This is a genomic window from Anaerobacillus sp., assembly GCF_046314235.1.
Taxonomy (GTDB): Bacteria; Bacillota; Bacilli; order Bacillales; family Anaerobacillaceae; genus Anaerobacillus.
This window is the reverse complement of sequence record NZ_JBKBWN010000004.1, coordinates 55,578-75,925: the sequence shown is the minus strand read 5'-3', so window position 1 is coordinate 75,925 and position 20,348 is coordinate 55,578. Positions and strand designations below refer to the sequence as shown.

The window sequence follows — 20,348 nt, the reverse complement described above, 5'->3', positions numbered from 1 at the left end:
ATTTCTGGAGACTTTTAAGCACTATTTATAGAAGATATATGATCACAATTAAAATTAAACACTACTATTTTAAATTTTTTTTAATTTTTTTCTAGGAATAAGAAGGCCGCTACAAGTCGATAATTGTAGGCATCATCTGATGAATAATGATTTTTTCTTTACTGTGTTTATTATTGAAAAAACTCCCACTAGACTAGCCTAGTGGGAGTTCCATTTAACTATAATTTTCTAATACCACCAGTAGCCGCTGACGAAGCGTTGTTTGCATACATACGTAAATACTTACTAGCTTCACGTTTAAGAATTTCTAAACTTGAAGCCCGTTCTGCTAACTCAGCATCTGAAACAACTAGATTAATAGAGCGACTTGGAATATCAATTTCAATAATATCGCCATCTTCTACTAGTGCGAGTGTTCCACCTTCTGCAGCTTCAGGACTAGCATACCCAATGGAAAGTCCTGCACTTGCCCCTGAGAAACGTCCATCGGTAATAAGGGCTACTCGCTTAAACTTCCCTAACACTTCTGTACAACGATGTAATTCTCGCATTCCAGGTCCCCCTTTAGGACCTTCATAACGAATCACGACAGCGTCTCCTTCAAAAATTTGATCTTGTTCATATGCTGCCACAAAATCTTCCTCGGAGTTAAACACCTTTGCTGGACCAGAGAAAGTAAGAAGGTCCTTGGAAACCGCCGACTGTTTAATTAAAGCGCCATCTTTTACCAAATTTCCTTTTAAAACAGCGATTCCACCTTCTTGATCAATTGGTTTTTCTAAGGAATAAATGATCTCACGGTCTAGAACATCATGGCCTTCGATATTTTCTCCTACTGTTTGGCCATTCACAGTTATTTCATTTAAGTGGAGTAAAGAACGCAATTCTTGCATTAACGCAGGCATTCCACCTGCTCGTTGTAAGTCATTTGTTGTATATTCATTATTATTTGGCGTAACTCCTGCTAAAAATGGAACTTTACGGCTAATGTCGTCAAATAAATCAAATGGAAGCTGAAGACCTACTTCATGAGCAATTGCTGGCAAGTGTAAACATGCATTTAAAGATCCACCCATTGCTAAAAGAACTGAAATAGCATTTTCAAATGCCTCTTGAGTCATAATTTGTTTCGGAGTAATCCCCTTTTTTACAAGTTCTACCACTTGGCGACCTGCCTCCTCCGCAGCATCTAACTGTTCATCAGATAAGGCTTGCATCCACGATGTTTTTGGTAAAGCCATACCAAGAGCCTCTGATAGACCTTGCATTGTATTGGCAGTACCAAGGAATGGACATGCCCCTGCACTTGGATAATACAGATTTGTAATTTTAACTAACCCTTCTTCATCTAGCTTCCCTGCTAAAAAGTCTTTTCTCGCCGCTTTCGATTCATATGGCTTTATATGATTTGGCATAACTCCACCAAGAACGACTACAGAAGGTAGGTTCAAACGACCAGCAGCCATCAACATACCTGGAACAATTTTATCACATGAACTTAGGGCAACCATTCCATCAAACATCCCATGGCCTTTCACCATAATTTCAACGCTATCGGCAATTGTTTCACGACTCGGTAACGAATATCTCATTCCTTCATGACCTTGAGCGATACCGTCACAAACAGCAATTGTATTAAATTCTAGTGGTAAACCGCCTGCCTCACGAACCCCTTTTTTTACACGCTCAGAAAGTTCGCGCAAATGTACATGTCCAGGAACAACTTCGTTCCAAGAGTTAGCAATTGCAATAATAGGTTTATCCATGTTTTTATAATCAACACCACATGAGCATAGGTGTGCTTTTAATATAGCTCTAGTAAATGGAGCAATTTCAGATAGTTTGTTTTCCATAATTGAGATCTCCTTTATAGTAGATTTAGTTTTTTTAGTCCTAATTTTAAGTTCTCTTTTTCCGTATCGGTTAATGGTCTAAGTGGTAGTTTTACTTCTCCTACATCAATTCCACGAAGTTTTAACGCTTCATAATATGGAGTAATGTAAGAACCTAACTTTAAAACATCTCGAACTTGATTGGCACGGTATTGAAGTTCTTTCGCTCTTGCCATATCTCCTGATTGATAAGCGTCATACAATTCAACCATCACTTCAGGAAAACAATTTCCAACTGCGGATACAACTCCTGTTGCTCCCATCGCTAAAGCTGGGTACACTAACGCATCTGTACCGACAACAACATCATATGCCTCGCCTAAAGCCCAAATGTAATCTTGTAAACGGGATAAATCCTTAGAACTGTCTTTAATACCTTTAATATTTGAATGCTTTTCGGCTAATTTACGAACAAGCTTAGGTTTTAAATCGTTTTTTGCGTTACCTGGAATGTTATATAAATATAATGGTAGATTTGGCACTGCCTCTGCTACTGCTGAAAAATGCAGTTCAAGAGAAATATCATCGTGTGGAAAATACCAAGGCGTTACAATTGCTGCAGCACTCGCCCCTACCTTTGCTGCATGGTTTGTCACATCAATCGTTTCTGCCGTAGAAATAGCACCGGTGTGAACGATTACCGGGATGCGGTTGTTCGTTTCTTCAACAACAGTTGTAATCACTTTCTTCCGGTCTTCTACCGACATAAGTGGACCTGAACCATTCGTTCCTAAAGGGAACAAACCGTGTACCCCTTTCTCGATTAAGAAATTAATATAGTTACGAAGCGCTTTTTCATTTACTTCTCCGTTCTTAGTAAATGGGGTTAGTACTGCTGGAATTACACCGTGTATCATCTTTAATGGCCTCCTAGTACGAAAAATTTTTTAATATATTTGAATTATACGAAATAAAATTTCATTAATCTACAGTTTTACCGAATTTATTTTCTTATTTTTTATCATTTGTGAAATTTTATTTCACAAATCCTATTTAGATATAAGAGAATTAATAAACAAATTTTGGAAATGATAACAGTATTAAATTATTGGAGAGGTTTATATGCCTAGTATTGTTTCAGTTAGTTCATTTAACCCACCTCATTCATTAAAACAAGATCTAACGATGGAATTCGCTCGGGAGTTATTTAGTGAAAGTTATCAGGATATTGAAAGGCTCCTTACTGTTTTTTCAAATGGTCAAATCGAAGAAAGACAATTTGGAGTACCATTAGAGTGGTTTAAAGATGAGCATTCTTTTCAGGAACGTAATGATTTATATATTGAATTAGCTACTCAATACGGTGCAGAGGTCATTAAGCTTTGTCTTGAAAATTCTTATTTTTTAAAGGAGAACATAAATGTTAGCGCGATTGATGCAATCATTTTTGTGTCGAGTTCAGGTATAGCAACTCCTAGTCTAGATGCGAGAATTATGAACCTACTTCCTTTTTGTCCTCATACAAAACGAATTCCACTTTGGGGACTTGGTTGTGCTGGGGGTGCAGCAGGGATGTCTCGAGGCTATGAATATTGTAAAGCTTATCCTGATGCGAACATCTTAGTCGTTTGTGTTGAATTATGTAGTCTAACGTTCCAACGGAATGATCGTTCTAAAAGTAACCTCATCGGTACTTCTCTTTTTGCTGATGGTGTGGCCTCTGCGTTATTAATGGGAGATGAGTCCCCTCTCCTTAGCAAAGCGAAACAAGTCGTCCAGCCAACAATTTTAGCGACGCAGTCGACGTTAATGCCTAATTCTGAAGATGTAATGGGCTGGGCTCTAAAGGATAGTGGTTTACATGTTGTTTTTTCAAGAGATATTCCAAACATCATTAAAAAGTGGCTTCGCCCTAATGTAGAGGAATTTTTACAGTCGCAAGATATTAATTTTAGCCAGTTGGCTGAGTTTATTGCTCATCCTGGCGGGAAGAAAGTACTTGATTCGTATGTTGAGTCTCTTGGAATTACTGGGGAAATGGTTAGTACTAGTCAACAAATATTAAAAAAACATGGCAATATGTCATCACCAACAGTACTTTATGTCCTTGAGGAAATAATGAAGAAGAAGCATAATAATGGCGACTTCGGACTTATGGCTGCCCTTGGGCCTGGATTTTCCTCAGAATTGCTGCTACTTCAATGGAAAGGGGATTATCAATGATCTTTATATACTTACTAATTTTCATTGTCATTGCCCAAAGGCTTGTGGAAGTCATCATTGCAAATCAAAATGCTAGCTGGATTAAAAGCCAAGGAGGCTATGAAGTTGGGCGAGAACACTATCGTTATCTTGTCTTGCTTCATTCGCTATTCTTTGTCTCACTTTTAATTGAGGTTACAATACATCGACCTAACTTTGTTAGTTGGATGGTTATACCTTTTGTTATCTTTTTACTCGCCCAAGTTGGACGAATCTGGGCTTTAACATCGTTAGGTAGGTTTTGGAATACAAGAATTATGGTATTACCAGGAGCAAAAGTAATTGCACAGGGTCCATATCGCTTTATGCGGCACCCTAATTATGCGATTGTCATTACTGAAATACTGATGTTCCCGCTTGTTTTTCAAGCATATTGGACAGCGATCGTCTTCACTGTTTTGAATGCGGTCATTCTTTCTATTCGGATTAAAGTAGAAGAGAATGCCCTCAAAGAAGTGACAAACTATGAGGATGAATTTGAAAAACGGGGACGTTTCGTTCCTAGTTATGAGAAATAAATCTCGGTGAGACGCGGTGCCAGGCACCCTAAAAAGACAAAAATAGGCTAATGTCCATACAAGAAAGACATTAACCTTTTTCTTATTTAGTGGCGCCTGACACCGCTATGAGTTAATCAACAATGATGCTTGTGATGAAGAATTGGCCATTGTCTTCGTAGAAGTTAATAATGACAGGCTCTTCTTCAGGTATGTCGTTTATATAAACTTTGACTTCATCTGTTAAGCGATATACAGTAATATTTCCCGCTGCATCAGTCATCTCAACAGAATTGCTATCAATAAGACCATTTAATGTGGCAGTCTCAGTTTTAACTCCAGCTTTAGAGTCTTTATCAGTAACAATTTCGATCTCTGTTCTTAGCCCATCAGATTCTCGAGCGGAAGACCAAATTTCTAATGAATACATTCCACTTTCTAACATTGGGATTACCTCGGTCAAATCAACATCAAAGACTAACTCTCCATTTGCAGCAAGTGTTTTTTCTACAAAGGCTTCGCCAAACATCATCTCATCTGAATACTGATATACTTTCGTGCCATCTTGTGCTTTAATGATGAAATCAAACTCCTGCAAGCTAGAAAATGTTAGCTCAATATCTTTCTCAGTTGTATTCACTAATTTAAATAGATACTTGCTTCCGTTTTCTTTCGCAATTAATTCTACCGCAATGGCATCTTCTTCAATGACTGTTACTTCTTTATCAACTGGCTCCTCATAACCTGTATCAGGACTGCCACCAACAACTTCCTTCTCTTTTATATCTGCTGTTCCACAAGCCGTCATTAGTAATGCAGCCACTGCAATACTTGATAATACTTTCCAATATCTTTTCATTTTATTTCCCTCCATAATTATATTCATCTTATTTGTGTTTTGTTTTGGTTTCAATAACTTAGTCGCTACAGAATCAAAAAGGTTACAAAAAAATTTCCAGTCATATATTATTTGCTTCCTAGCTTGTTAGTTTGTTACAATTAACAGCAGAATTACTTAGGAGGCTAACATTTCATGATTCGAAATATGGATGATAGAGTTGGTTATCATATCGGTATCGTAGCGCATTTTATCCAAAATAGCTATAATCAAAAGCTAGCAGAATATGATTTAACTATCGCTCAAGCAAAGGTCTTATACATGCTTGTCAAATATGGGGACCAATTGCAGTTAGAATTACAAAATCGACTCTATATCAAAAGTTCTACGATGAATGGAATTATCGAGTCAATGCTGAAAAAGCAATTAATTAACAAAAAGGATAGCGATAGCGATCGCCGTTCGAAAATAATTTCCTTAGCAGAAAAAGGTAGAGTCTTAGAGGAAAAACTTTGGTTAGGAACGAAAGACATGGATGCAGAGTTACTAAAAGGCTTTATCGAAGTAGAAAAACAACTATTACTTTCATCTTTAAAAAGAATAAAACATAATTTACTTGAAAACAAAGAGGGGAATGAACATGCAACAAAAATATCAAAGTGAACGTCTTGGAATTGAACCAATACCTAAGCTTTTACGCTCCTTATCTATTCCTGCTATGGTCGGAATGTTCGTCATGGCTTTATACAATGTTGTTGATACTATTTTTATTTCATACGCTGTTGGCATTTCAGCCGTTGCTGGCTTAACGATATCTTTTCCAGTCATTATGATCATAATGGCCATTTCAGTCGCTATGGGGATTGGTGGTTCTTCTGTTATTTCTAGACGCCTTGGGGCAAAGCGGGAAAAAGAAGCAAATCAGGTTTTCGGTAATATTGTCGCCATGATTATTTTTGTAAGTATCATTGGAATTATCGGAGCTTTTACGATCTTAGAACCCATGTTAATTCTATTTGGGGCAACACCTGATATTCTTGGATACTCCTATGATTATATGTTTCCAATTTTAATTGGAACATTTCTGTTTTCTTTTGGTTTTGCGACAAATAGCATTGTTCGTTCTGAAGGAAACGCTAGATTTTCGATGAATATTATGATTATCTCATCAGTACTAAATATTATCTTAGACGCAATCTTTATTTTCGTTCTTGAGATGGGTGTTCGCGGTGCGGCTTATGCCACAGTTCTATCTCAAGGAGTTGTAACTGTTCTTTTACTAAAATACTTCTTAACAGGAAAAAGCTCACTTTCGCTTAGCCTTGCTGACTTAAAACCTAAGTTTGCGATTATAAAAGAAGTATTTTCTGTCGGGCTTCCTGGTTTTATGCAACAAGCTGCTGGTGGGATCATGTTTATCTCGATTAATGCGATGCTCATTCGTTTTGGGAGTGAATTTCATGTTGGGTTATTCGGAATTGTCCAACGCATCTCGATGTTTATGCTAATGCCTTTAGTAGGGATTATGCAAGGAATGCAACCAATCGTTGGTTATAATTTCGGCGCTAATCAGTTTTCCCGTTTAAAAGAAACGGTCTGGCTTGGTCTTAAAGTATCTACCATTTTATCTACAGCTATTTTTGCAGTCATGATGATCTTACCTAAATACTTCATGATCATTTTCTCCGCAGATCCAGAAGTAATTAAAGCAGGTACTGATGCAATCCGAATTTTATTTGCAACATCATTCTTCATCGGCGTTCCAGTTATTTGTGGAGGGATTTTCCAAGCGCTTGGAAAAGTTAAAGAATCGCTTATTCTTTCGATGTCTCGGCAAATCTTATTTTTAATTCCATTAGTATTAATATTGCCGCATCTTTTTGGGGTCAATGGTGTCTGGATGGCCTTCCCAATAGCTGATGCACTGTCATTTGGATTAGCAGTGATCCTTCTATATCGAAATCGACAAACGATTCTCAGAGAAGATGAGACTATTGAAGCTCCCTCGTTTGAAAAAGAACCAGTTGACGTACCAGCACAATAACAACATGAAAGAACTAATTACCAGCGACAACTGATAATTAGTTCTTTTTGCAAATGCTCGCATTACTTTCTTCTCAATGAAATAACATTTTCTTGCTTAGCGGCTAACTTCCCTTTTTGATTAATAACAATGGCTTGTCCATCCAATAAATTTGTAAAGACAATAGGTGTTATAATTGAAGGTACTTTTTGTTTTACTAATTCAAGATTGACCTCCAAAAGTTGCTGTCCTTTTTCCACTTTATCACCTTGCTGAACAAGCGCTTTAAACCCTTCTCCTTTTAATTTTACTGTATCAATTCCAAAGTGGATTAATATTTCAAGGCCACCTCTAGATTTGATACCAATCGCATGATTTGTAGGGAATAAATTGACTATTTCTCCTGTAACTGGTGCATAAACCTTTCCATCGGTAGGAACAATCGCAAACCCATCCCCCATCATTTTCTGAGAGAAAACTTGATCAGGGACTTCAGTCATCGAGATAATTTCTCCAATAATAGGATTGATGAAGGACAATACATCATCTTCAAAACGAGTAGTCTCGTCACTGACTCCCTCATTTTCTAATACATCTGGGAAAACATCTTCAATCTGCTCTTGATTTTCTATTTCTGGTGATACTTGTTTTGGCACAGGTTTTCTACCTTCAATAATATCTTGAATTTGCCCTTTAATCGTATCTGATTTTGGTCCAAAAATAGCCTGAATATTATTGCCTACTTCCATTACCCCTGCTGCCCCTAATTGTTTCAGACGATTTTTATCGACATTATTAATATCGTTTACTGAAACTCGTAGCCGTGTAATACAAGCATCTAAGTGAGAGATATTCTCTTTCCCACCCATCGCTTCTAAGACAGCAAACGGCAACTCACTCTGTGGTCTGTTTCGATTCGTTTCTTCTTCGACTGTTACTGCTTCTCGACCAGGCGTCATTAAATTCCACTTCGCAATCACAAATCGGAAGCCAAAATAGTAGATCACAGCAAACACTAACCCGACAGGAATAACAAGCCACCAAGCGGTTCGATTAGGAAGGATACCGAATAAGAAATAATCGATCACACCGCCTGAGAAGGTCATCCCAATTTTTACATTTAATATATGCATGATCATAAACGATAAGCCTGCAAAAATGGTATGGATACCAAATAAAATTGGCGCTACAAAAAGAAACGAAAATTCAATTGGTTCAGTAATCCCTGTTAAAAATGAGGTTAACGCAGCTGAACCCATTATCCCAGCAACGATTTTTTTCTGGTCTGGTCTAGCTGAGTGATAGATCGCCAGTGCCGCAGCTGGTAGACCAAACATCATAAATGGGAATTTCCCTGTCATAAAAGTACCCGCGGTTAACTCGACGCCGTCTCTAATTTGTTCGAAGAAAATACGTTGATCACCTCGAACAATTTCCCCTGCTAAGTTCGTATAAGAACCAAACTCAAACCAAAATGGTGCGTAAAAAATATGGTGTAAACCAAACGGTATTAACGCCCGTTCAATGACCCCAAATATAAATGCTGATAGCGTTCGATTCGTATCGACCATATTATGAGAAAGAATATTTAAGCCAGTTTGGGCTATTGGCCAGACATAAATCATCACGATCCCAACTAAAAGGGCTGAAACCGCAGTGATGATCGGAACAAACCGTTTCCCCGCAAAAAAACCTAGATAGGACGGTAATTCGATTTCATAATAACGATTAAACATATAGGCAGCTAAAATACCGATAATAATACCGCCAAAAACACCAGTTTGAAGCGTATTTATTCCTAGCACGTTTGCATACCCAGGGTCTTGTGCAACCATTTCTGACGTTACACCTAATAAAACACCCATTGTTACATTCATAACAAGGTAACCAATGATCGCTGCAAGGGCTGCAACCCCGTCTCCCTTAGCTAAACCAATCGCTACACCGACGGCAAACAGTAAGGCAAGATTAGCAAAAACAATCCCCCCAGACTGTTCCATCACATTTGAAATCAACGGGAACCAACCTGTTTCAAGGACTGGTAATCGCCTTACGAGATCTGGGTTTTGCATCGCGTTTCCAATGGCTAGCAAGATACCTGCAGCAGGCAAGATCGCAACAGGCGTCATTAATGCCTTACCTACTTTTTGTAACGTTCCAAATGCACTTTTCAATTAATATTCCCCCTTTAGAATTGATTGTTTTGTGAATTAGGATGCCCTAACTACCAAAAAATCACTCAAAAGGTTAATAACTTTTACCTCTTACCTTAAAATCCTACAACCTATATGGCTTCTAGAGATTTACCTGTTGATCTGCCGGAAAGATTACTCTAACTTGTTTTCGCGCTTCATCCAATATTTTCAACGTGATCAATGAGTTATGATAAGAGTTGATCGACGATTCTAGCTGATTAGCTTTCAATAATTTAATGAACTCTGCGACTTCATAAACCATTGAATTACTATCTTGTTGAATACTTACGACTTCTTTCGAACCATCTCGGTATTTAATTTCAATATGTTCCGGAGGGTTCACCTTATCAATAATAATTGTTCCATCTTCACCTTGAATTTCTGATGGCAAATAGGAATTAGAAATTTTTGAATGCATAATCACTGCATCCATGTCATCGTACGTTAAGAGTAAGCTTCCTTCTCCGTCTACTCCTGACGCTAATTTATAGCCACTAGCTTTCACTTCCTTAGGCTCACCGAATAAAACGACTAATGGATAAATGCAATAAATGCCAATATCCATTAATGATCCATTTGAAAATTTAGGATCAAACGCGTTTAGAACAGTTCCCGCTTTATAAGCATCATACCTCGATGAGTATTGACAATAGGATGCTGTATACCGTCTGATCTTGCCAATCTTATGTAAGTTTTCTTTTATCACTTGAAAATTAGGTGTTAGTGTTGTCTTAAGAGCTTCCATTAATAATACGTTATTTCTCTTTGCCGTATCAATCATAAACTGTCCTTCTTTTGAGTTAGATGCCAATGGCTTTTCACAGAGTACATGTTTTCCATTGTTCATAAACAGACAAGCTTGACTCGCGTGTAAAGAGTTAGGACTTGCGATATAAACAGCATCAATATCTTTACTTTGTGCCATCTCTTCTAATGATGTGAACGTTGTTTTCACATCATGCTTTTCGGCAAACTCTTTCGCTTTTTCTTCAGTCCTTGAATATACTGCTACTAATTGAAAATCTGTAATAGTTCGAGCTGCTTCAATGAAGCTTTCTGTTATCCAGTTCGTCCCTACCACTCCAAAACGTATCAATGGATTCACCTCTTCTAAATAGATAATGTAAGAATAATAATGTAAAAAGGTTTTAACAGCCAGGTTACACATCGGCTTAAATCGTTTTTTTGTTGCTAGTAATAGTGCTTCTGGTATAAGCTATGGCGTTTTTGTTGTAAGCCAGACTGTTCAAGTTATTATAGCATAAGAGGCTGCCCTAATTATGCCGTCACCAACCGACACGTTAATAATCGTGGAATGTTGATGAACTATCATGATAGGACAACCTCTGGTAAATTTGTTTAGTTATAGTTTTTGTTACAAACGACGATTACAATGCTTCCTTCACTAACGCGATAACTTCTTCTACTGTTCTCATGTTTAACGCCTTTTGTGCTAGAGTAATCATTTCTGCTTTTGTAAGCTGTTTGATTTGGCTACGTGCAGGTAAAATGCTCGTCGCACTCATACTAAATTCATCAAGACCTAAACCAAGAAGAAGTGGGATCGCAATTTCGTCTCCTGCCATTTCTCCACACATTCCTACCCATTTGTTTTCGGCATGTGCAGCTTTTATCACCATATCAATTAAACGTAAAATTGCAGGATTATATGGTTGGTATAAATAACTTACTTTTTCATTCATGCGATCTGCTGCCATTGTGTATTGAATTAAATCATTGGTACCGATGCTAAAGAAATCAACTTCTTTTGCAAAAACGTCAGCCATTACTGCAGTAGAAGGAATCTCAACCATTATCCCAAGTTCAATTTTTTCAAGTACTTCAACACCTTCATTAACTAGTGTTTCTTTTTCTTCCATCAGTATTGCCTTCGCTTGTCTGAATTCATCTAACGTCGCAATCATTGGAAACATTATTTTCAGATTTCCATATTTACTTGCCCGAAGCAAGGCACGAAGTTGAGTTCTAAAAATATCTGTTTGTTCAAGACAAAGGCGGATTGCTCTAAATCCTAAGAATGGATTTAGTTCATGAGGTAAATTAAGATAAGGAAGTTCCTTATCTCCTCCAATATCTAGCGTTCTTACAACAACAGGTTTATTACCCATGTTCTCTAAAACCGATTTATATGCTTCATATTGTTCTTCTTCAGAAGGCAAATCGTTTCTTCCCATATAGAGAAACTCTGTACGATACAAACCTATTCCTTCTGCGCCGTTTTCCAATACACCTTTCACATCATTAGGTGTGCCGATATTTGCAGCTAACTCGACATGATGATGATCGCTTGTCTCAGTTTTCTCATTTACTAGTTTCGCCCATTCTTGCTTCTGCTCTTCGTACTTTAGCTTTCTTTCTTTATAGTGAGTGATCGTTTCCTGATCTGGGTTAATAATGATTTTTCCCTCAATCCCATCAAGAATCATCAATTCGCCATTTGAAACACTTGCCATGATTTCCTTTGTTCCGACAACAGCGGGGATTTCCATTGAACGAGCCATAATCGCTGAGTGTGATGTACGCCCACCAATGTCAGTTACAAAACCTTTGACAAAATTACGATCTAATTGCGCCGTATCAGAAGGGGTTAAATCTGTGGCTACAACAATGACTTCTTCAGAGATATCACGCGGGTTTGAAATTTTAACGTCTAGTAAGTGTGAAAGGACCCGCTGAACAACATCTCGAATATCGGCTGCTCGTTCTTTCATATATTCGTTATCCATCTGTTCAAACATTGTGATGAACATCTGGCTCACGTCATTAAGTGCAAATTCAGCATTTACTTTTTCAGTTGCGATTTTCTCTTTAATTGGATTAATTAACTCAGGATCACTTAACACAAGTAAATGTGCTGAAAAAATCGCTGCTTTATCGTCACCCAATTCCTTTTGGGCATGGTCTTTGATAGACGTTAACTCAGTTTTCGATACTGATAATGCACGATCTAGTCGCTCAATTTCAGTTTCAGAATTACTGATCTCTCGCTTTTGAACATTTAATTTTACGTTTTCTAAACGATATGCTTTGCCAATTGAAATTCCACTCGAAGCTGCGATGCCCGCAACAGCTCTATTGTTATTCACCATTATTCTGCCAATCCTTCACTTTTTAGTACTTCTTCAATTTTTTCTAACGCTTCTTTCTCATCTCCCCCAGCAGCTGTGATTTTAATTTGACCACCTTCAGGGATGCCTAGTGACATAACGCCCATGATGGACTTTAAGTTCACTGACTTACCTTTATACTCTAACTGAATGTCAGCCTCAAAACCTCCTGCAGCATGAACTAGTATCGTTGCTGGACGTGCGTGTAACCCTGAATTACTTACTACTGTAAATTGTTTTTCAACCATTTGAACATTTCTCCTTTTGTGTTTACATTTCAATGAATTTCATAATTCATTATTTTCGCTACTAAGTTCTAAATGTAGTTGCGTTAAAACCATTCGCACTGCATTTAGTTTGATATAGCTCAATTAAGGTAATTATTAAATTCATTCATTTAGTAACTATTTTTTAGTATTTGAGTAATGATGAAAAAAAACACATAAAAAGGCATGAGAGAAGGGTGGCAGCTTGTACACGAAAATTGTATACAAGCTAAGCTCCATTCACTCATGCCCGATTTAAATCAGTAACACGTGATTTGTATAATATTTTATGACACTAAGGATACCATATTTCAATTAAAAAGCAAGTGGTTTTTAAAATGCGTTTAAAAAAGCTATCAACGTTTAGAGAATTGATAGCCTTTTCGAATGATTATTTTTGATAGGGAATGTTCAATAAATTTGGAACAGTCACAAACTCGTAGCCTTGTTCTTTTAGGCTTGGTAGGATCTGACGTAACGACTCAATTGTATTGGTGCGATCAGCATCCCAATCACCGCCATCATGCATTAGAATAACCGCACCCGGTTCGACGTTATCCAAAACATTTGCAGCGATTTGTGCTGGCGGATCTTCTTGCCAATCTAACGAATCAACTGACCACACAATGATTGAATAATTTAACTCAGCCAACTTTTCAACAAGCTCATTGTACAAAAAGCCATAAGGGGCCCGAAATAATTTTGTACGATAACCAATGAGGTCATTGAGTGTGTCTTCTGTCCTAACAACTTCCCTTTCAAGAGTGGCTAAGTCAGCTTCCTTTACTAAGTTAGGATGAAAATAAGTATGGTTACCGATAATATGTCCTTCTGCAACCATTCGGTTAACAATTTCCGGGTAAGCGATAGCTCTTGATCCCATTACGAAAAAAGTCGCTGGAACATTGTACTCTTTTAACACATCTAATACTTGCTCTGAAAATCGTGGATCTGGACCATCATCAAATGTAATCGCAATTCTCTTTTCTGTCGCTGGACCTTGTAGGACCACCGTTTCTGGATACCTTTGTTGCAGAATGATGTTTGAAATCGGTTGCTGGCGATTTCGTTCAGGGTTTTCTGCTCCCCCACCCAAACGTGGCAGATCGTCTTCCTTTGGATGATCTTTTTTCCACCACCATTGTTGCTCAACTTCACCCGTGTCAGTAGCATAAACATTGGTTAAGCCAAAAAATTGAGGAATAACTGCAAACAACATGATCAATAACAACCATCTTACTTTCAATTTTTTCATCTCCTTAGATTTACTAGAATACAGCGTTATTTTTTTCTAATTAAGGAGATCTATTCATTGAAAACTTTAAAGACCAAATTTTAAGAACTAAAAGAGTAACCCTTTATATTAGCTTTGTGGTTTTTCTCTGTTAAATTATTTAATTGCAACCGCAAGAACTCATACGGCAGATTAAGTTTTTCGTTATTTATGAACAACTTTGATTTTCTGATTATAATTTCAGGTCATATTTTTTTTAGTCAAACTAGTCAACTGAGGCATTCTTGTTAGTGGAGCCCCTTTTTTTACAATCTAAAAGTTGTCATACAAAATTTGTTTTAATAATTAATAATACTAGTGGTCTTTGCAATTGATGAAGATCCTTCAATAGTAAATCCTCGATTATGCATCTCTTCAGCCAAAAGTACAATAAACTCTTTATCTAGTTTTAAAATTATTGCATTCTTATATATTTCTATTAACTTTTGATTTGATAGTAATGATAATGCTGAATTTCTAAACACAATTTTCTTTCCTCTCCTTAAAATTTAATTTCAGAACTCCCGTCCTAAAAATTTTTAGCGACTACTTTACAAACACTTCATTAAAGTAACTATGTTTCAACCTTATCTAATAATAGACATACGATTTCCCTGATAATGTTAATGGTTCAACATTTTGCTAACTATGAAACACCGGTATATTGTAGGTTTTCTTATCGTTAAAGTTAACGATAACTTTATTATAATCCTTTTTATACTAAATCTCTACCTTATTATAATATTATTCTTATTCTGCTAAATAGGTTAAACGCCTTCGCTAGTTAGCATTGTACAGATCTGTTAGAAACGAAGTATCTTTGTACTGTTATCCCCATATAGTTGTTAATCGAGCGTCTTCAGTACCAATATTTTTAAATATCAAAAAGGCCACCTTCTTCTTCAAAGAAAAAGGTGGCACCATTAGTATTTACTAGTTATTCAACTCTAACATTGTCAACGTATATTGATGTATTACCATTACTGTTCTCTGCTGCAATAAACTCTACCCCTATTTCCCTTACCTGACTTAAGTTTGGAATAGAGGACAAATTAATAGAAATGTCCGTTGCATTTTGGCTAATGTTTACATATCCTCCGTCATACCATGTCCAACTAGAGCCTGTCTTTACATATACTCTAGCTCGCATTCCACTGCCTCCATTGCCCCAGTTTGCATGTCTTACCGTAGCTGACAACGTTGACCTATTTGATAAATTCATAGTTTCGATTAAACGTAAGGCATGTTTAGAGTTCCCTTGAAGAACAACGTCAGCTTTTAATGAACGACTTCCATGTGAACTCCATTCTGTTACGGACCATGGTCCACCACTTACGCTAGCTCCTGTCCACCCCTGTGTACCACCTTCAAAACTATATAATGTTTCCCATTGCGATGGTGGTGTAGTTCCATCTCCAGTAAAGACAGTAGCAATTCGGCTAGTGGCTCGAATTCCATTTGTACCGTTTACTATTCTATTCCCGTACCACGTTAAGCTTGTACCTGCCCAGTCATTCGCCATATCTAAGTATGCCCACTCCGGACCATTCCCTTTCCATGACCAGGCTAGCCAACCAACGCCTCTTTGTTGAGAATAGTTAAGAATAGCATCTTCATCTACATCTCCATTTGTGTGGTAATGTCCAAACTCTCCTATAACTAACGCAAGGTTTTGGTTAAGGACACGATCGATATTATTCCTAACAGTTGTTGCATCTCCTCCTGCATACTCGTACATGTGAATTGAAAACATCACATTTCTTTGAGGATCAGAATTTAACACTTCACGACCATGATCAAATATCGTTTGAGGATATTGTCCCCATCCTGCAGTGTCTACCATTAACATATGGTTTAAGCCAGCATTTCTTAAACGAGTGATTGTTTGTTTATACCCGTCAGCCCAATTTCTTCCATCATCCCAACTACCGTACCACTCATTGGCAATATTGATGATGACAGTATCTTCTTTGCCAATTAATGCACTTCTCATTTCTATCCAATAGTCTACCGCTCTATTCAAAGAAGCTATTGAGTCAAAACCTGTTGCATCATGAACTTCTACAACAGTTATAAGCTTGTGTTGTTCAGCCAAAGCAATAATATTTCTGATTGTATTTATATCATCTTTTTGCCATTGACCTCCATCTGATAGTGCAATCCGTATCGTGTTAGCTCCAGTTGCTGCAGCAGCAGGAATTACTGTCTGATACGTATCTTTAAACCATGTATGCCCATGGTTGACCCCTCTCATAATAAAAGGGTTTCCATTCGCATCGAGAACTTGAGTTCCATTTACACTGAAACCTCTAGTAGAAGCCTCTGTAGGTGCCTCAAGCGGAAAAGAAAAAACTAACGAAAAAAGTAACAAGAGTGACAAAAAAACTTTACTGTTTAACTTCATAAAAAAACCTCCATCAAATTTATTTTTATGCAAGTCTATGGCGATTGTTTTATTACATTGTTCTCTCTTTTTCTCCTCCTCCTTTCTGCCGAGAACAAAGATAACCATGAAAATAATAAGATAAAAAGAAAAGAAATATCGAGAGGAAATCGAAGTTATTAGTGATAAGAAGCATAGGTGAAAGATTTCAAGAAGTAATTAATTATGTACACGCTTACATTTCCTTGTAAATTAATTTAACACTTATCGATAACTTAAACAATGCGAATATTTACCTAATTTAAAGCAAGTAAATGGTTTATATGTAAATATATGTTACATTTCATAAAAATGATCATAAACACAAAAAGAAGGGTTATCCTATAGAAAGTAACTATGGACAACCCCTTATTTAACAATTTTAGATTTCAATAAAGTTGTTTTTGACCGTTTGTTTGTACCAGTAAAAGCTGTCTTTCTTAGTACGCTCTAATGTACGATAGTTTACAAATACAATTCCAAAACGCATAGAATAGCCTTCCGCCCATTCAAAATTATCTAAAAGCGACCATGTCATATAACCTTTAATGTTTACTCCTGAGTCCATCGCCCGACGAAGTGCAGTTAAATGTTGCCTTAAATACGTTATACGGCCCTTATCTTTCACTTGACCGTTTACTGGCTCGTCATTGTAACAAGAACCATTTTCTGTGATATAAATAGGGATATTCCCGTACATGTCCTTAATGTAAACAAGTACTTTATAAAAACCTTCAGGGAAAACGTTCCAACCAATATCTGTTTTTTGATAACCTTGATTTACTTGTTCATGATGAAGAAGCCCCTCATCAGTATGCTTACTTACACTACCCGTGTAATAGTTAATTCCAAGGAAGTCGATAGGCTGTGCGATTAGTTCCATATCTCCCGCAAGGATAGGGACAGTTACTCCTTCTTTTTCTTTAAACCATTCTGTCATAAATGACGGGTATTCCCCCTTAAAAACAGGGTCCATAAACCATTCAATAAACCATCCATTCGCCCTACGACACGCATCAATATCTTCTTGTTTATTACTAAATGGTTCATTCCACTCAACGTTCGGTGCATAACCAATTTGTCCGCCTTCATTATTTAGCTCACGATATTTTTTCACTGTTTTCCCATGAGCAACTAGTAGATGGTGTGCAACATTTGTTGCTAATTGAAGATCTTTAAAACCTGGCGCATGAGCACCTAGGTAGTTAGATAGGAAAGAAGCACACCACGGCTCATTAAATGTTATCCAATACTTAATTTTACCTTCAAACTGTTTAAACATTAATTCAGCATAGCTAACAAACGCATCGATCGTTTCTCTATTACCCCAGCCACCCTTATTTTGAAGTGCTTGAGGCAGGTCCCAGTGGTACAGTGTACACATTGGTTCAATACCAATTTCAATAAGTTTGTCAACAAAACGATGGTAAAAATCTAAACCAGCCTGATTTACTTCCCCAGTCCCTTCTGGCAATATTCTTGGCCATGCAACAGAGAAGCGATACGTAGTAATCCCAAGGTCTTTCATAATTTCGATGTCTTCTTCGTAACGGTGATAGCTATCACAAGCTACATCTCCATTATCTCCATTCACTACTTTTCCAGCAGTTTTAGAAAACGTATCCCAAATCGATGGACCTCTTCCATCTTCACTTGTTGCCCCTTCTATTTGATATGAAGCAGTAGCTGCTCCCCATTTCATTCCATCCGGAAATTTTATTATCGCCATTTATATTCCTCCATTACTTTTTTCTTTAAACGTCACAAAAAAAATCGAGAATAATATCATGTAATCCTGGTAGATCCTCATGACCAAAATCCGGGAAGATTTCTAACCGCTTCGGAGCCGTTATTTTATTAAAAGTTGCGAATTGAGTTGAAGGTGGGCAAACAGAATCCATTAAACCAACCCCCATTAAAACCTCACCTTTTATTCGAGTAGCAAGATGTTGAATGTCGATATAACCTAGTTTTGTAAAAATTTCTACTTCCCTTTTATGTTGAGGATCAAAAAGACGAAAATACGTACGTAACTCTTCATAGGCATCTTTCGCTAAATCCATGTTATAAACTCGTTGGTAATCACTAAGAAATGGATATACAGGTGCTAGTTTTTTAATACGCGGCTCTAAAGCAGCACAAGCAATCGTTAATGCTCCACCTTGTGACCAACCTGTCGCTACCACACAGTTTTCATCTACTTCCGGAAGTTCCATGACAATTGCAGCTAGTTGAGCAGTATCTAAGAAGGTATGACGAAAAAGTAAGTTATCCTTATCGTCGTCCAACCCTCGTATAATGTGGCCATAATGGGTATTTCCTTTCACTCCACCCTTATCTTCAGAATAACCCCCTTGCCCACGTGCATCCATGGCAATGACGGAGTATCCTAGGGCTGCGTATCCCAACTTACTGCTCCAATCACCACTGTTTACCGTATAGCCGTGGAACTGAATAATAGCTGGGTGAGCTTCTTTACTATATTTAGGTTTAACATATTTCGCGTGAATTCTTGCTCCACGAACTCCTGTAAAATATAAATCATAACAGTCGGCAAATGATACAGTAAATTCATTCGGGATGATTTCGATACAAGGTTCTACTGATCTCATTTCATCTAAGGCTCTGGTCCAATATTCATCAAAATCCACTGGACGTATACTTGATCCTTGATACTTTTGTAATTCATTTAATGGCATATCAATTAGTGGCATTTTTATCCCTCTCAATGTTTTATAGTCGTGAAGCTATTTTTCTAATAAAATCAGCCGCTATCTTATATTCTTCTTTGGTTGTTAAATGCTCGAGAATAATTGGAATTTCACGATCCAGTTTGTTTAATTCCCTTAAAAATACTGGGTAATCCAAGCCGCCCATCCCAGGCATTACTTCATCTAAATGTACCGTAAACTTACTATTCAATTTTATATCCTTAGCGTGGCAACTTTTTATATAAGGACCTAGCTTTGTAATAAATTCTTTGATCATTGTTCCATTTTGGTAATATACTTTTGGACTAGTAATCAGATTTACAGGGTCAAAATGCACGGCAAATGCTTTACGATCAATCGCATTGAGTAAGGCTAAGTATGAATCCGCAGTATCAGGAAAAATCCAAGGCATTGTTTCTAATGTGAAAAATGTATTTTGTGGCTTAACGGCATCAATTATCTCTCGTATTGAATCTACAATTAACGAGAATGTTTAGGTTGAGAAATTCTCTTGATGAGGTCCGTCCCATTGTTCGGCACGCGACCCTGCAATATTGACACAGCATCTAGCACCTATTCTCTCAGCAAGGTCAAGTTGGTTCTTACAATACTCTAATGCAAGCCTTCTTACCTCTTCGTCAGAACTAATCGGGTTACTCCATGCACCTACTTCCGCAATGATAATATCACTACTTTCAGCGGCATTCCGAAAATTTTTTACCAAACTTTCATCTACTTCATATGTAATAGGACAAACTGCAGTATTGTAACCTTCCTGTTTTAAGGCATAAATCCAGGTTGCAGGATCGATTTTTTCAATATAAACAGGACCACCTAGTCTCATGCTATCTTCACTCCTTTCAATTAATACTAACGATAATTGCCATTAATACCCATAATT

General features: G+C 37.3%; 18 protein-coding genes. 4 read left to right on the top strand and 14 right to left on the bottom strand.

Annotated features, from left to right (window positions below):
* Window positions 1–218 precede the first annotated feature (218 nt).
* Window positions 219–1,853 carry a dihydroxy-acid dehydratase gene (gene ilvD / locus ACK4M9_RS06415; protein WP_409848779.1) on the bottom strand — a complete coding sequence of 545 codons (1,635 nt, stop codon included), beginning with the start codon at window positions 1,851–1,853 and terminating at the stop codon, window positions 219–221.
* Window positions 1,854–1,867: 14 nt separating this feature from the next.
* Window positions 1,868–2,749, bottom strand: a complete 882-nt coding sequence (dapA, locus tag ACK4M9_RS06410; RefSeq protein WP_409848778.1) for a 4-hydroxy-tetrahydrodipicolinate synthase — start codon at window positions 2,747–2,749, stop codon at window positions 1,868–1,870.
* A 205-nt stretch (window positions 2,750–2,954) separates the two neighbouring features.
* Between dapA and ACK4M9_RS06405 the strand changes: the two genes are divergently transcribed.
* Window positions 2,955–4,055 carry a type III polyketide synthase gene (locus ACK4M9_RS06405; protein WP_409848777.1) on the top strand — a complete coding sequence of 367 codons (1,101 nt, stop codon included), beginning with the start codon at window positions 2,955–2,957 and terminating at the stop codon, window positions 4,053–4,055.
* Window positions 4,052–4,612 (top strand): isoprenylcysteine carboxyl methyltransferase family protein, encoded by a 561-nt coding sequence (locus ACK4M9_RS06400; RefSeq protein WP_409848776.1) that lies wholly within the window; start codon window positions 4,052–4,054, stop codon window positions 4,610–4,612. The genes ACK4M9_RS06405 and ACK4M9_RS06400 overlap by 4 nt, the downstream gene beginning before the upstream one ends.
* A gap of 112 nt (window positions 4,613–4,724) precedes the next feature.
* Here ACK4M9_RS06400 and ACK4M9_RS06395 read toward each other — a convergent pair whose 3' ends face one another.
* Window positions 4,725–5,450 (bottom strand): BsuPI-related putative proteinase inhibitor, encoded by a 726-nt coding sequence (locus tag ACK4M9_RS06395; protein ID WP_409848775.1) that lies wholly within the window; start codon window positions 5,448–5,450, stop codon window positions 4,725–4,727.
* A gap of 174 nt (window positions 5,451–5,624) precedes the next feature.
* Between ACK4M9_RS06395 and ACK4M9_RS06390 the strand changes: the two genes are divergently transcribed.
* Both ACK4M9_RS06390 and ACK4M9_RS06385 read left to right on the top strand, forming a co-directional pair.
* Entirely contained in the window at window positions 5,625–6,092 is a 468-nt protein-coding gene (locus ACK4M9_RS06390) for a MarR family winged helix-turn-helix transcriptional regulator (RefSeq protein WP_409848774.1), read from the top strand.
* Window positions 6,070–7,473, top strand: a complete 1,404-nt coding sequence (locus ACK4M9_RS06385) for an MATE family efflux transporter (RefSeq protein WP_409848773.1) — start codon at window positions 6,070–6,072, stop codon at window positions 7,471–7,473. The genes ACK4M9_RS06390 and ACK4M9_RS06385 overlap by 23 nt, the downstream gene beginning before the upstream one ends.
* 62 nt (window positions 7,474–7,535) lie before the next feature.
* Here ACK4M9_RS06385 and ptsG read toward each other — a convergent pair whose 3' ends face one another.
* From ptsG to ACK4M9_RS06330, 11 genes are all read right to left on the bottom strand, one after another.
* Window positions 7,536–9,626 (bottom strand): glucose-specific PTS transporter subunit IIBC, encoded by a 2,091-nt coding sequence (gene ptsG / locus ACK4M9_RS06380; protein WP_409848772.1) that lies wholly within the window; start codon window positions 9,624–9,626, stop codon window positions 7,536–7,538.
* Between the two features lie 121 nt (window positions 9,627–9,747).
* Window positions 9,748–10,743 carry a Gfo/Idh/MocA family protein gene (locus ACK4M9_RS06375; protein ID WP_409848771.1) on the bottom strand — a complete coding sequence of 332 codons (996 nt, stop codon included), beginning with the start codon at window positions 10,741–10,743 and terminating at the stop codon, window positions 9,748–9,750.
* 292 nt (window positions 10,744–11,035) lie between these two features.
* Window positions 11,036–12,757: a phosphoenolpyruvate--protein phosphotransferase gene (ptsP, locus tag ACK4M9_RS06370; RefSeq protein ID WP_409848770.1), complete on the bottom strand. Its 1,722-nt coding sequence runs from the start codon at window positions 12,755–12,757 to the stop codon at window positions 11,036–11,038.
* Window positions 12,757–13,023, bottom strand: coding sequence for a phosphocarrier protein HPr (locus ACK4M9_RS06365; RefSeq protein ID WP_409848769.1), 267 nt, complete (start codon window positions 13,021–13,023; stop codon window positions 12,757–12,759). Before ACK4M9_RS06365 ends, ptsP begins: the two co-directional genes overlap by 1 nt.
* A 409-nt stretch (window positions 13,024–13,432) precedes the next feature.
* Window positions 13,433–14,296, bottom strand: a complete 864-nt coding sequence (locus ACK4M9_RS06360; RefSeq protein ID WP_409848768.1) for a polysaccharide deacetylase family protein — start codon at window positions 14,294–14,296, stop codon at window positions 13,433–13,435.
* Between the two features lie 317 nt (window positions 14,297–14,613).
* Complete coding sequence (gene sda, locus ACK4M9_RS06355) at window positions 14,614–14,799, bottom strand: sporulation histidine kinase inhibitor Sda (RefSeq protein WP_409848767.1); 186 nt, start codon at window positions 14,797–14,799, stop codon at window positions 14,614–14,616.
* Window positions 14,800–15,251: 452 nt separating this feature from the next.
* Window positions 15,252–16,718, bottom strand: coding sequence for a glycoside hydrolase family 5 protein (locus tag ACK4M9_RS06350; protein ID WP_409848766.1), 1,467 nt, complete (start codon window positions 16,716–16,718; stop codon window positions 15,252–15,254).
* A 400-nt stretch (window positions 16,719–17,118) separates the two neighbouring features.
* Window positions 17,119–18,465 carry a GH1 family beta-glucosidase gene (locus tag ACK4M9_RS06345; RefSeq protein ID WP_409848765.1) on the bottom strand — a complete coding sequence of 449 codons (1,347 nt, stop codon included), beginning with the start codon at window positions 18,463–18,465 and terminating at the stop codon, window positions 17,119–17,121.
* A gap of 25 nt (window positions 18,466–18,490) precedes the next feature.
* Complete coding sequence (locus ACK4M9_RS06340) at window positions 18,491–19,450, bottom strand: alpha/beta fold hydrolase (RefSeq protein WP_409848764.1); 960 nt, start codon at window positions 19,448–19,450, stop codon at window positions 18,491–18,493.
* 19 nt (window positions 19,451–19,469) lie between these two features.
* Window positions 19,470–19,928, bottom strand: a complete 459-nt coding sequence (locus ACK4M9_RS06335) for a sugar phosphate isomerase/epimerase family protein (protein ID WP_409849175.1) — start codon at window positions 19,926–19,928, stop codon at window positions 19,470–19,472.
* Window positions 19,929–19,940: 12 nt separating this feature from the next.
* On the bottom strand, window positions 19,941–20,291 hold the full coding sequence (locus ACK4M9_RS06330) for a sugar phosphate isomerase/epimerase family protein (RefSeq protein ID WP_409848763.1): 351 nt from the start codon (window positions 20,289–20,291) through the stop codon (window positions 19,941–19,943).
* Window positions 20,292–20,348: the final 57 nt, after the last annotated feature.

What these genes read in the sequence shown, in the direction of transcription:
- ACK4M9_RS06405 (WP_409848777.1), top strand. Translation starts at nt 2,955, where the DNA reads ATGCCTAGTATTGTTTCAGTTAGTTCATTTAACCCACCTCATTCATTA.
- ACK4M9_RS06390 (WP_409848774.1), top strand. Translation starts at nt 5,625, where the DNA reads ATGATTCGAAATATGGATGATAGAGTTGGTTATCATATCGGTATCGTA.
- ACK4M9_RS06385 (WP_409848773.1), top strand. Translation starts at nt 6,070, where the DNA reads ATGCAACAAAAATATCAAAGTGAACGTCTTGGAATTGAACCAATACCT.
- ilvD (WP_409848779.1), bottom strand. Translation starts at nt 1,853, where the DNA reads ATGGAAAACAAACTATCTGAAATTGCTCCATTTACTAGAGCTATATTA.
- ACK4M9_RS06350 (WP_409848766.1), bottom strand. Translation starts at nt 16,718, where the DNA reads ATGAAGTTAAACAGTAAAGTTTTTTTGTCACTCTTGTTACTTTTTTCG.
- ACK4M9_RS06395 (WP_409848775.1), bottom strand. Translation starts at nt 5,450, where the DNA reads ATGAAAAGATATTGGAAAGTATTATCAAGTATTGCAGTGGCTGCATTA.
- ptsP (WP_409848770.1), bottom strand. Translation starts at nt 12,757, where the DNA reads ATGGTGAATAACAATAGAGCTGTTGCGGGCATCGCAGCTTCGAGTGGA.
- ACK4M9_RS06340 (WP_409848764.1), bottom strand. Translation starts at nt 19,450, where the DNA reads ATGCCACTAATTGATATGCCATTAAATGAATTACAAAAGTATCAAGGA.
- ACK4M9_RS06400 (WP_409848776.1), top strand. Translation starts at nt 4,052, where the DNA reads ATGATCTTTATATACTTACTAATTTTCATTGTCATTGCCCAAAGGCTT.
- ACK4M9_RS06330 (WP_409848763.1), bottom strand. Translation starts at nt 20,291, where the DNA reads ATGAGACTAGGTGGTCCTGTTTATATTGAAAAAATCGATCCTGCAACC.
- ACK4M9_RS06365 (WP_409848769.1), bottom strand. Translation starts at nt 13,023, where the DNA reads ATGGTTGAAAAACAATTTACAGTAGTAAGTAATTCAGGGTTACACGCA.
- ACK4M9_RS06360 (WP_409848768.1), bottom strand. Translation starts at nt 14,296, where the DNA reads ATGAAAAAATTGAAAGTAAGATGGTTGTTATTGATCATGTTGTTTGCA.
- dapA (WP_409848778.1), bottom strand. Translation starts at nt 2,749, where the DNA reads ATGATACACGGTGTAATTCCAGCAGTACTAACCCCATTTACTAAGAAC.
- ACK4M9_RS06345 (WP_409848765.1), bottom strand. Translation starts at nt 18,465, where the DNA reads ATGGCGATAATAAAATTTCCGGATGGAATGAAATGGGGAGCAGCTACT.